This window comes from Bdellovibrio sp. 22V (assembly GCF_030169785.1).
Lineage (GTDB): Bacteria > Bdellovibrionota > Bdellovibrionia > Bdellovibrionales > Bdellovibrionaceae > Bdellovibrio.
Genome location: NZ_CP125854.1, coordinates 783,573 through 795,345, shown reverse-complemented (window position 1 = coordinate 795,345; position 11,773 = coordinate 783,573). Strand labels below are relative to the sequence as shown.

Genomic DNA, 11,773 nt, shown 5'->3' with positions numbered 1-11,773 from the left:
ACATGACGGGTGTCATAGACAACTTAGACCCCCCGGGAGTAAGTTAATGTAAACTTATTGAGAAAATACAAAGCAATAAAACAAGGGGTTTTTCACCATGTCTGGATTTCTCGGTTCAACCGTCGGGAAAAAATACATAATGGGAATCTCTGGTCTTGTATGGGCAGGTTTCGTACTCGCTCACATGGCCGGAAATCTGTTAATCTTCGTCAGTCACGATGCTTACAATGCTTACGGACACGCGATCACGAGTGGCAATTTACTTTACGTTGCTGAAGCGATTTTGCTTTTGGCTTTGTTCACTCACGTCTACATGGCGTTTTCGCTGACGGCGCAAAATAGAGCCGCGAAGTCGTCTCGTTATGCAGTCTCGGCAAAAGGACAAAAGCGTGTGAGTCTTGCGTCCCGCACGATGGCCATTCAGGGCTCATTGATTCTTGTATTTGTGATCTTGCACTTAATTACGTTCAAGTACGGAACGCATTATGAAACGAACGTGAACGGCGTTGTGATGCGCGATCTTGCGCGCTTGATGGCAGAGGTCTTCCAACAGCCTGGTTACGTGATCTGGTATGTTATCGCTCTTATTCTTCTTGGTTTCCACTTAAGTCATGGTGTCGGCTCTTCTTTCCAATCGCTTGGTTTGATGGAAGGCACTTACCGTGGACTTTGGAAAAAACTGAGCTACGCATACGGTATTATCGTTGCTTTGGGTTTTATCGCTCAACCACTTTACCTCTTCGTGTTTGCGCACTAAGGAGCACTTCAAATGGCTAACAAATTAGATAGCAAAATTCCTAGTGGACCTATCGAATCTAAATGGGAAAAGTCGAAGTTTGATTACAAACTCGTCAATCCTGCGAACAAAAGAAAACACTCCATCATCGTTGTAGGTACCGGTCTTGCTGGTGCCTCTGCAGCGGCTTCTTTGGGTGAGCTTGGTTATAAAGTTAAAGCTTTTTGCGTGCATGAATCTCCTCGCCGTGCTCACTCCGTAGCTGCGCAAGGTGGTATTAATGCCGCGAAAAACTATCAAAATGATGGTGACTCTACTTACCGTCTTTTCTACGACACAGTTAAAGGCGGAGACTTCCGTGCACGTGAAGCCAACGTTTACCGTCTAGCTGAAGTGTCTGCGAACATCATCGATCAAATGGTCGCGCAAGGTGTTCCGTTTGCGCGTGAATACGGCGGAACTTTGGCGAACCGCTCATTCGGTGGCGCGCAAGTTTCCCGTACTTTCTATGCTCGCGGGCAAACTGGTCAGCAATTGTTGTTGGGCGCTTACTCTGAAATGATGAGGCAAGTTGACGCCGGCAACGTGGAGCTTCGCTACCGTCGTGAAATGTTGGATCTTGTGATCATCGACGGAAAAGCGCGCGGTATTATCGTAAGAAATCTTCTTACGGGTGAGATCGAATCTTACGAAGCAGATGCTGTTGTTATCGCGAGTGGCGGATACTCTAACGTTTTCTTCCTCTCGACAAATGCGATGGCTTGTGCGGTGACGGCGGCGTGGAAGGCGCACAAACGTGGCGCTTACTTTGCAAACCCTTGTTACACACAAATCCACCCTACGTGCATTCCCGTTCATGGAGAAAATCAGTCTAAATTGACTTTGATGTCTGAATCTCTGCGCAACGACGGTCGCGTGTGGGTTCCAAAAGCTGTTGGCGACAAACGTCATCCTAACGATATTCCTGAAAGCGAACGCGATTACTATCTTGAGCGCGTGTATCCTTCATTCGGTAACTTGGCTCCACGTGACGTGGCTTCTCGTCAAGCGAAGTATCGCTGTGATGAAGGCCGCGGTGTAAATGAATCAGGTAAAGCCGTTTACCTTGATTTCGCAGACGCTATCAAACGTTTGGGCGAAGACAAGATTTCTGAGAGATACGGAAACTTGTTCGAAATGTACGACAAAATCACGGGTCAAAATCCGTACAAACAACCGATGATGATCTACCCGGCTCCGCACTACACAATGGGTGGCTTGTGGGTCGATTACAACTTGGAATCCACGATTCCAGGTCTTTTCGTTGCGGGTGAAGCGAACTTCTCTGACCACGGTGCGAACCGCTTGGGAGCTTCGGCCTTGATGCAAGGTTTGGCGGACGGTTACTTCGTTCTTCCATACACTTTGGGTAATTACCTTGGCGGAACGAAGCTTGAGAAAGTTTCTACATCGAATGACGCCTTTAAAGCGGCGGAAGACGGTGTAAGAAAAGAAATTTCGAAACTTATGGGTATTAAAGGAAACCGCACAGTTGACAGCTTCCATAAAGAGCTTGGTCACATTATGTGGGAATACTGCGGAATGGGTCGTAACGAAGCGGGCCTTAAAAAAGCTCTTCAAGAGATTCCAAAACTTCGCGAAGAATTCTGGCAAAACGTGCGCATCCCTGGTGATGCAAATTATCTCAATGTTGAGCTTGAAAAAGCCGGGCGTGTTGCCGACTTCTTGGAGCTTGGCGAGTTGATGTGCCGTGATGCTTTGGAGCGCCAAGAGTCCTGTGGTGGTCACTTCCGTGAAGAATATCAAGTCGATGGCGAAGCAAAACGTGACGATGCGAATTTCTGTCACGTGGCTGCGTGGGAATACACGGGTGAAAACAAAGCATCCATTCGCCACAAAGAAGAACTTGTTTTCGAAAACGTACATCTAGCAACTCGTAGCTACAAATAAGAGGCGTAAAATGGCTGGAAAAACACTGAATTTGACATTGAAAGTATGGAGACAAAAAGGTCCTAAAGACCAAGGTGGCTTCGTTGAATTGCAAGCGAAGAACGTTTCTGAAGACGCTTCTTTCTTGGAGATGCTCGATGCTGTGAACGAAGAGCTTGTTTCTAAAGGCGACGAGCCGATCGCGTTTGACCATGACTGCCGTGAAGGTATTTGTGGTGCTTGCGGATTCGTTATCGATGGCGAAGCTCACGGTCCAATGAAATCTACAACTGTCTGCCAGTTGCATATGAGAAACTTCACGGACGGCGCGACTTTGACGATCGAACCTTTCCGCGCACAAGCTTTCCCTGTAATTAAAGACTTGATGGTGAACCGCTCAGCGTTTGACCGTATTATTTCTTCAGGTGGATATATTTCTCAGAACACAGGCAATGCTGTTGACGCCAATGCGATTCTTGTTCCAAAGGCAGACGCTGACGAAGCGATGTCTTCTGCAACTTGTATCGGTTGTGGCGCGTGCGTAGCGGCTTGTAAAAATGCTTCTGCAGCTTTGTTTACATCTGCAAAAATCTCTCACATGGCTCTTCTTCCGCAAGGCCAAGTTGAAAGAAAAGAGCGCGCGTTGCGCATGGTTGCAGCGATGGACGCTGAAGGTTTCGGCGCTTGTACAACAACAGGTGCGTGTGAGGCGGCTTGTCCTAAAGACATCCAGCTTACAAACATCTCTCGCATGAACCGCGAATTCTTCGTGGCCAACGCAACAAAACGTCCGAAACATTCGGATGGCGGCGCAGGCTAAGCGAATACGAAAATTTAAAAATGAATGAGGGCTCTCGCAAGAGGGCCCTTTGTTTTTTCGACGCGCTATCGCCAGAAAAAAGAAGCAGGCACCTTTTAACCTTTAAACTTTGCGTCGTTGGTCTGTCTCAATAAGAGACGGAGATGGCAGAATGCTGTTTCTGTGGCGAGTCCATGAAGGACTGAGAGCAGAATGCTCGAAGTGCATCTTTGTTAACAACATCATCTTGAATTCTTCTAAAGCTCGATCAGAAAACTTCCGAAACTAGACCAAGGATTGGCTTATGAAGAAGATAGATGTTTTAATGCAGGAATTGGGCTTCAACAAAAACGCTCCAGATAGCGTTAAAGAAGCATTCATCAAACACCTTATTAAGGCCTCGACTGGCGTTTCCGTTACAACTCCTTCAGAGAAAAAAGAGATCGCTGAGAACCCGCAAAGAATCGTGCAATTCAAAACTCCTCAGCAATTGAGCTTCGACTTTGGCGAAGAAAAACCCAAACCTTCGTCTGGGAAAAAAGCAGTTTCTTAGTCCAGCATACTAGTGCAAGGACCTGTTTTTCTCTCGACGTAAGTCTTATTTTGTCCCGACCTTCAGCCAAAAAATCGACGTTTGTCTTTCAAACAAAAAAATAAATAACCAGCTCACCTTCACATTGGTACCATTTTGGAACTGGCACGTTGAGGGAAATATTTTCCTCGTTCGTTCGAAAAAATCACCCAATGAAGGAGGGGATTATTATGAAAAGGCTTATCGGAAGAGCCTCCAAAGCAGCCATGGCGGGTTTGTTTTTCGCTGGAGTTAACGCATTCGCAGCAGCACCTGAGTCCGTACCAGGCGAATTCATCGTTAAACTCAAAGATTCTGTTTCAGCTAAATCCAATATCAATGTGTTGAGCCAACAACTTGGTTCATACGTTAAAGACACTATTCCTGGACAAAACATCGTTGTTATCAAAAGACCGGTGTTCGAGATCCAATCGAATGTTGTTAAGTCACTTTCACAGAATCCTCTCGTAGATATCGTTGAACCCAACTACATCTACAGAATCAACAGAGCACCGAACGATCCAATGTTGGGTCAGCTTTGGGGTATGATCAATACGGGTCAACAAGACTCTCAACGTCGCGCAGGTATCGCGGGTGTTGATATCGGAGCGGAACAAGCTTGGGATATCACAACGGGATCTAAAGATGTGATCGTTGCGGTTATCGATACAGGTCTTAACTACAATCATCCAGACTTAAAAGACAACGTTTGGGTGAATGAAGCTGAGTTGAACGGTCAAGCTGGAATCGACGACGATGGAAACGGTATCGTCGACGATATCCACGGTGCCAATTTCGTGAATGCAAATGCTCCAACGGGAAATCCTTTGGACGACCACGGTCACGGTTCACACTGCTCTGGAACAATCGGTGCTACAGGTAACGATGGTAAAGGTATTGTGGGCGTTGCGTGGAATGTTCGTATCATGGGTGTGAAGTTCCTTTCTGCGAGCGGCTCGGGTTCTCTTGATGGCGCTTTGAAAGGTATCGATTACGCAACTAAAATGGGTGCGAAAATCATGTCGAACTCTTGGGGTGGCGGTGGCTACTCTGAAACACTGAAACAAGCGATCGAAAGATCTAATGCAGCAGGCGCTCTTTTCGTAGCAGCCGCTGGTAATGAATCTAATAATAATGATGCGAACCCCACTTACCCTGCGACTTACGACGTTCCAAACGTTCTTTCCGTAGCGGCTGTAGATAACAGAGGCCAAATCGCTTCTTTCTCTAACTACGGAAGAAACAAAGTTCACGTAGGTGCTCCTGGTGTAAATATCGTATCTTCAATCACTGACTCTGCTTACGATTCTTGGTCAGGTACTTCTATGGCGACACCGCACGTGTCGGGTATGGCGGTATTGTTGGCAACAAACGAACCGAACCTAACAAATGTTGAGATGAAAAACAGAATCATCGCAACTTCGAAGCCTGTTGCAGGTCTTCGCGGTAAGGTTAAAGGCGGTATGGCGAATGCCTACGCAATGTTGACGAACACATTGCCTGAGCCAGATCAAAACGATCCAATCAACTGGCAAACAGTTCCAGTAAGCGTTTCTTCTGCTCATCCATACAAAGAAAAAGCAAAAGAAGAATTTGAAGTTCGTGTTCCAGGCGCAAAACAAATCGCTTTGTACTTCTCTAAATTCGACACAGAAAGAGATTACGATAAAGTAGAATTGTTCGACGCTAAAGGAAACAAAGTGGCGACGATCAGCGGTAAAAACGACGACAGCTTCTCAACACCAATCGATGGTGAATACGTGAAAATCGTTTTCACATCTGATGACTCTGTAAACCGTTACGGTTTCGACATCACAAAAGCTGCTTGGAAGTAATTTTCTAGGATAAAGCTCATTGAGAAAAGCCACCTTACGAGGTGGCTTTTCTTTTTAACTGTACGGCAGCGAGAGTATAGCCGCCGTGAGCGCCGTCAATAAAGTGCAGATGTTGATTCTGACTTGCAGAATGCACGAGGCATGTCATAAGGGCTTCCGAAGAACGATGCACGCCAAACTTAAGTGCACCCGCCTGTTCTCGTTCTAAAAGAAATTTTTCGATCTTATCAGCCTGAGTGTTTGAACAGTCTAAGACCATTCTTAAGATGTCATCAAACTTTTGAAAATCGGAATTGGAAATCATCTCGCTGCGATAGCGCCCCGGTGAAAAACCACCGACTGAAATATTAAATCGAAACAGCGCGAATGAAAAAAGTGTGCGCAACAAAGTCCTTCCCACGCGTAAAGGATAAAATCCTGGCAGTGCTTTGGCTTCCGCAAACAATGTCTTTGGCGGCCAGGTTACGCTGAGCGCCCCTTCTTGCGTAGGACAGGCATTTCTGAAGTCTCCGCCTAAAATTTCGCGAATCGTGGCAAGCGCAAGGCCGTATTCAGAAAACTGCGCCTCTTTCGGACCCGTCGCTTTTGCAAGCACGGTAAGAACAGTGCCTCGTTGAGTTTTAAGAGGCAGCCAACGACAAGAAAGACCGGTGAGGTTGGGTTGTTTTTCCAGGCGCGCAGGGCGAACTTCCATGCCGCCATTTAGAGACTTCATTCTTTCATCTGCGACCGAAAGGGCTCCGCCACGAAACTGATAGATTTCATTTCCTTTTGATAATTGATACTTCCCAATCAGGAGCTGCTGACCGGAGCTGTAAATTTCCGCCAATTCAAAATAGTGACCGCGCAGCTCAAAGCCGAATTCCTTTTGAGCCCATCTTTGCACTCGACGCAAGACTGCGGCAGCATCCTTCTTAAGTTCTGGCGGCACAAGAAGAGTGGCGCCGTCTCCGCCAAAAACAAAAGGCAAATTTCGATTGTTAAATTCGTTCAAAAGAGCGGTGATGCTAGCCGCGCCGACCATGTTCACGTCTTGATAGCGGCCGGCTTGCACTGCTTTCGTTGAGCCCTTCACGTCTGTCAGAATCAGCGCCCAGTCGCTGGGCACGGCCACGAAATAGTTGCTGTTCGCGATATTAAGAAAGTCATCAAAGACAGGGACGCGTTCTAGAAAACTTTTATAGCTTTCCATCGCGACTTACTTCTCTTAAAAACTTTTCCATTTTTAGATTCGTGTAATCGGGGAAATCCAGTTGCGTGCAGTGTGAACCGTAAGGAACCAGCACAAACTCAGAGTGTTTAATCTTTTCTTTAAAGTGATATTGAAAACGTATCGGCGTAACCATATCTTTTTCACCGGAAATAATCAGCGCGGGAACGTTGATTTTTTCAAGCACAGGTTCGCCGTTGTACTCCATCAAAGCTTCGAAAAGACGAATGAAGACATCCAGGTTCAACCGCGCGACACCGCGAGCGTAAATTTCAATATCTTTGAAGTGTGACACTCGCAAGTTAAAGCCGCCGGCCAGGGCCGCCACATAAACGGACATGGGATTTTCAACAGCCAATTTCCACAGAGTATTCCACAGCGTCGGTTGCGCGAGATACTGACTTTTCACGAAGAAAAAGAAAGGCTCGATCACATCAAGGCCAAACATTCCTTTGATCGGATTTCTGGCAAAGCCGTTGATGAAGGTCATGGAAAGAAATAACTGAGGCTTTTGATCGTAAACCTTTAAGATGACCGGAGCGCCAAAGCTGTGACCCGCGAAATGGGCTTTGTCGATGCCGAGATGGTTCATTAAACCAATCACGTCTTTTGCCAGCGAGTCCATCGTGAGTTCATTCATGTCGCGCACCGGAGCGCTCTTCTGATGACCACGCAGATCGAAGGTGATCACTTTGTATTTTTTTGTGAAGTATTCAACTTGATGATGCCAATGATTGATAATGCACGCGATGCCGTACACCAGAATGAGCGGCTCACCCTCGCCGCGCACTTCGTAGTAAATTGAAGTGCCGTCAAAGCTCTCAAAGCTGCCGGTTGTTTTTGGTGTCGTCTCCATGGGCCTTCCAAGTTGCGTTTACAGATAGCTCACCTTAATGAGGGTGTTTCCGATAGAAATCAAGTCGCCATCTTTAAGCATTTCGGCATCTATGGATTTATTGTTAAGAGTCACTCGACCAGGAGATTTATTTTTTAATTCAACCATCCCTGGACCTGGATGAAGTTCGAAGGCCTCTTTCGGAGCCTCCTCATCGAGCAGTTCGATGTCCAAGGAGTCCGCCCCTGCCTTTCGGGGGCCGTAGCCTAAAATAATTTCCTCATCCGTCTGTATGCCCTGAATAAAGGTCAATTTCAGGGCAGGACTGAAGCGTTGAAGCCGGGCTTTTTTGGATTTTTTAGGAGCCTCAACGTTTGACAAAGAGTCTTTCAGAATACTGCGCCACGTTATCAAGCGACTGAAGTCGATGGCGAGCTCTTCTTCGACCGTTACGACTCTAAACTGAGTGCGCCCAAGCTCAAAGATAACCCCTGGTAATAACGCGACTTTTTTCACACGGCGACCATTGATATGAATGCCGTTGGACGACTCTAAGTCGACCAGAACAAACTGTCCTTTACCATCTAATGAGAACTGAGCATGACGGCTGGAAACCTTGGGATCTTTAACGACAATGTCCGCGTTGGAGCGGCCTAAAGTAAGCCCCTCCTCGACTTTAAAGCGAGAACCTTCGTTTGGACCGTCCACTATCTCAATAAATGTGACCATTTACACATTCTAGGACCGGATTCTTGTCGATTCAAATGCCTAATCCTTGTGCTTGGTCCAAAGCCGTGCTAAACCCAACAAACATTTTTAAAAAAGTCATCCTTGCGCCCACTCTCGGTGGTGGGGGCTATAAACCGAAAGGATAGTTCAATGGAAACTAAAACGACTGCTAAAATGCCTTACGAAGTTGTCGTTCTTATGCACCCAGATGCAACTCTTGAAGAGCAAAAAGACCTTTTCAAGAAAAACAAAGCGACGATCGAATCTTACAAAGGTTCAATCAACTCTTTGGAAACTTGGGGTAAAAGAACTTTGGCGACTCCGATCGGCAAATTGAGAAAAGCGATCTACTTCCACTCTACATTCGAAGCAGATACTCAAGCTATCGCAGAGCTTGAAAGAACTATGCGTATCAACGACAAAGTTCTTCGCTTTATGCACACTCGCCTTGATGAGCGTGTTTCTTTGGCTAAATTCATGGAAGGCTTCAAAAAAGGTCTTGCTGAATCTGCTGCTCGTGAAAAAGAGCGCGAAGCTAAAATGGCTGCACGTAAAGCTGCATTTGCTGCTGCAAAAGCAGAACGTTCAGAACGCTACGACAAAGGCGAATAATTTTGTAAAGGCGTAAGCCCATGAAGAAGACAGCGACACCACAAAAATTCATCACAATTTCATCACTCTCGATTTTGTTGTCGATGCTGACGGTGGTTTTCGGCGCTCCCCTTCTTCGCGTGCTTCGCCAAGCCTACGGTCCTTGGGCTTTTTGGGTTCTCGGACTTGTAGTTACAGGAGCTGCGTGGCTCCTGAACGCTCAACCTCTCGCACTTTTTATAGGCTCTGTTTGGATGACTTTAGGGGCTTATATGGAAATGGAGCAAAGAGGACTTGGGTGGTGGATCTCAGGATTGTTGAGCGTTGCTCTTGGTTCCGGGGCTGCAGGCCTTGGTATTATCGGCGCCTTCAATAAGACAGGGATCAACACGTATGCTGAGGTACAGAAACTCGCAGAGCAATTCGTCCAACGTGTTCAACAAATGAATCCGGCGGTCAAATTAGATGCGGCGATCTTGGTTCAGCAAATCCCATCAGCCATCGTCATTGTTTTAATTATGGCGTTAGGTGTGGGGCTTATTTTTGAGAGAAGGGTTTTTTCATGGCTCAATATGCCCCGTGAGAAAATTGCCTCTCAGCTCAAGTTGTTAGAATATCGTGTGCCTGATTATTTTATTTGGGTTGCGATGATTGCCTTCCTTCTGACAATGGTGAGTTTTGGCGGTAAGGCCGTTGCCATCCTCGCAGTAAATATTGTGAACGTAGCTATCGTTCTTTATTTCTTTCAAGGGCTGGCAGTGTTGGAAGTATTTCTGAACTCGATAAGAGCCGGTGTGTTCACAAGAGTTCTGACATACATAATCTTGGTCGGCCAATTGCTACTTATTTTGAGTGTTGTTGGTTTGATCGATTACTGGATTGATTTCAGAGGCCGCATCAAAAAAATGAAGGCTGCTTCTGAAAACAACTAAGAATATGGGGATCACATGAAAGTTATTCTTCAAAAAGATGTTAAGGATGTAGGTAAAGTTGGTGAGTTGGTGAACGTTTCTGAAGGTTTCGCGAGAAACTTCTTGTTCCCTCGTAAACTTGCAGCTGAAGCAACTGAAAAACGCGTAAAAGAATACGAACACTTGAAGCGTGTTGCTGAAACTAAAAAGAAAAAAGCCCTTGCTGAAAGACAAGAGCTTTTGAACAAAATCAACGGCACAACTGTTACATTCAAATTGGCAGCTGGTGAGACTGATAAACTTTTCGGTACTGTAACAACTACAGATATCTCTAAAGAACTTCAAAAGTTGGGTCACTCTGTAGATCGTCGTGACATCCACTTGGAAGAGCCTATTAAGGTTCTTGGTCAGCACAAAGCTGTTGTTCGTTACGCAGAAGGTATGGAAGCTAAAATCCAAATCTCTGTTGAGCGCGCATAAATTGAATTTGAGATCACTCTTTGAATGAGTGTTCGCAAAATCTAGAGAGAAACTCTCGAAAGGACTCCGTAACAACGGGGTCCTTTTTTCTTTTTAAGACCCTCCTTAGAGCTGCTTATTTTTAACGCAGTTTTTCATAAAAAATTCTTATGGAATACATTTGAATAATTTCATTGCACCGGTGCCATTTTGGGTGTTTAACCACCGCACCTTGGAGGGGTTATGAAATCTACAAATCTTTTGAAAGCAGTGTTGGCAGCAGGTCTATTCGGATCTTTGCTTGCTTGTTCTCCGGCGCAACAAAACGCTGTAAATCTTGGCGCTGATAACTCTTCTATAATTGGTGGCGTTCCTGTAGACGCTAAAGACTCTATCGCTAAATCAACTGTTGCGATCGTGGCTTCTGTTGTAACTCACGATGATCAAGAGGGTCAGTTCATTTGCACAGGTTCTCTTCTTGCTGAAAACATCGTTTTGACAGCAGGTCACTGCGTTCCTAACAGCGCTGACTACAAAGAAGTTGCCTTGTACGTGATCTTCAATACAGATCTTAGAAAAATGGCGAAGACAGATATCCGTCTTGTTGTTGATACTGAAGTTCACACGGAGTACGGCAAAGCTGGCGAGCACGGCGAAGATGCAAACGATCTAGCACTTATCAAGTTCGCGGGCCCAATGGCGCCTGGATATACTCTTGCAAAATTCTTGGATGACGAAACTTTGTTGAAGCCAGGTACGAAAGTAACTTTGGCAGGCTACGGTTTGATTGAAACTGATGGCGTGAACACAAAGTCTGACGACCGTCTTCGTAAAGTAGATGTAGAAGTTGTCGAGGATTTCGGAAAAACAGAAATTTTATTAGATCAAACACAAGGTAAAGGGGCTTGCCACGGAGACTCTGGCGGTCCCGCTTTCCTTGAAGTAAAAGGTGTTCAATACGTATGGGGTGTCACTAGCCGTGGCGCTGGTAAAGACGGCGTAGACGATTGCTCTCTTGTGAGCGTTTACACGAAGGTGAAGTCACAATCGGAGTTCATCGAAAAAGCTCTTAAAAAGCTGACTGCAAAAAACTAATCAGAAATAAAGATTAAGAGTTTTAGAAAGGGTCCCTAGCGGACCCTTTTTTATTTTTGGAATGCGACGCCGA

The 11,773-nt window shown here is 45.9% G+C and carries 12 protein-coding genes; 9 read left to right on the top strand and 3 right to left on the bottom strand.

Annotated elements, in window-relative coordinates; all coding sequences use genetic code 11:
* Positions 1-97: 97 nt before the first annotated feature.
* The 5 genes from QJS83_RS03825 to QJS83_RS03805 all read left to right on the top strand — a co-directional run bounded on the left by QJS83_RS03825 (position 98) and on the right by QJS83_RS03805 (position 5,870).
* Entirely contained in the window at positions 98-757 is a 660-nt protein-coding gene (locus tag QJS83_RS03825) for a succinate dehydrogenase cytochrome b subunit (protein ID WP_284607777.1), read from the top strand.
* 12 nt (positions 758-769) lie between these two features.
* A complete protein-coding gene (locus tag QJS83_RS03820; RefSeq protein ID WP_284607776.1) occupies positions 770-2,686 on the top strand; it encodes a fumarate reductase/succinate dehydrogenase flavoprotein subunit in 1,917 nt (638 codons plus the stop codon).
* A gap of 10 nt (positions 2,687-2,696) precedes the next feature.
* The gene (locus tag QJS83_RS03815) at positions 2,697-3,485 is read left to right on the top strand and encodes a succinate dehydrogenase/fumarate reductase iron-sulfur subunit (RefSeq protein WP_284607775.1); all 789 of its coding nucleotides are present in this window, start codon (positions 2,697-2,699) and stop codon (positions 3,483-3,485) included.
* A gap of 283 nt (positions 3,486-3,768) precedes the next feature.
* Positions 3,769-4,017: a hypothetical protein gene (locus tag QJS83_RS03810; RefSeq protein ID WP_284607774.1), complete on the top strand. Its 249-nt coding sequence runs from the start codon at positions 3,769-3,771 to the stop codon at positions 4,015-4,017.
* A 209-nt stretch (positions 4,018-4,226) separates the two neighbouring features.
* Positions 4,227-5,870 (top strand): S8 family serine peptidase, encoded by a 1,644-nt coding sequence (locus tag QJS83_RS03805; RefSeq protein ID WP_284607773.1) that lies wholly within the window; start codon positions 4,227-4,229, stop codon positions 5,868-5,870.
* Between the two features lie 34 nt (positions 5,871-5,904).
* Here QJS83_RS03805 and QJS83_RS03800 read toward each other — a convergent pair whose 3' ends face one another.
* The 3 genes from QJS83_RS03800 to QJS83_RS03790 are packed head-to-tail and all read right to left on the bottom strand — an operon-like array spanning position 5,905 to position 8,644.
* Complete coding sequence (locus tag QJS83_RS03800; RefSeq protein ID WP_284607772.1) at positions 5,905-7,062, bottom strand: DUF3095 domain-containing protein; 1,158 nt, start codon at positions 7,060-7,062, stop codon at positions 5,905-5,907.
* Positions 7,049-7,936 carry an alpha/beta fold hydrolase gene (locus QJS83_RS03795; RefSeq protein WP_284607771.1) on the bottom strand — a complete coding sequence of 296 codons (888 nt, stop codon included), beginning with the start codon at positions 7,934-7,936 and terminating at the stop codon, positions 7,049-7,051. Before QJS83_RS03795 ends, QJS83_RS03800 begins: the two co-directional genes overlap by 14 nt.
* Positions 7,937-7,954: 18 nt before the next feature.
* On the bottom strand, positions 7,955-8,644 hold the full coding sequence (locus tag QJS83_RS03790; RefSeq protein ID WP_284607770.1) for an FHA domain-containing protein: 690 nt from the start codon (positions 8,642-8,644) through the stop codon (positions 7,955-7,957).
* A gap of 150 nt (positions 8,645-8,794) precedes the next feature.
* Between QJS83_RS03790 and rpsF the strand changes: the two genes are divergently transcribed.
* The 4 genes from rpsF (at position 8,795) to QJS83_RS03770 (ending at position 11,700) form a co-directional block, all read left to right on the top strand.
* Positions 8,795-9,256 (top strand): 30S ribosomal protein S6, encoded by a 462-nt coding sequence (rpsF, locus tag QJS83_RS03785; protein ID WP_284607769.1) that lies wholly within the window; start codon positions 8,795-8,797, stop codon positions 9,254-9,256.
* Between the two features lie 20 nt (positions 9,257-9,276).
* Positions 9,277-10,167, top strand: coding sequence for a DUF2232 domain-containing protein (locus QJS83_RS03780; protein ID WP_284607768.1), 891 nt, complete (start codon positions 9,277-9,279; stop codon positions 10,165-10,167).
* Positions 10,168-10,182: 15 nt separating this feature from the next.
* On the top strand, positions 10,183-10,626 hold the full coding sequence (rplI, locus tag QJS83_RS03775) for a 50S ribosomal protein L9 (protein WP_284607767.1): 444 nt from the start codon (positions 10,183-10,185) through the stop codon (positions 10,624-10,626).
* 222 nt (positions 10,627-10,848) lie between these two features.
* Complete coding sequence (locus QJS83_RS03770; protein WP_284607766.1) at positions 10,849-11,700, top strand: S1 family peptidase; 852 nt, start codon at positions 10,849-10,851, stop codon at positions 11,698-11,700.
* Positions 11,701-11,773: the final 73 nt, after the last annotated feature.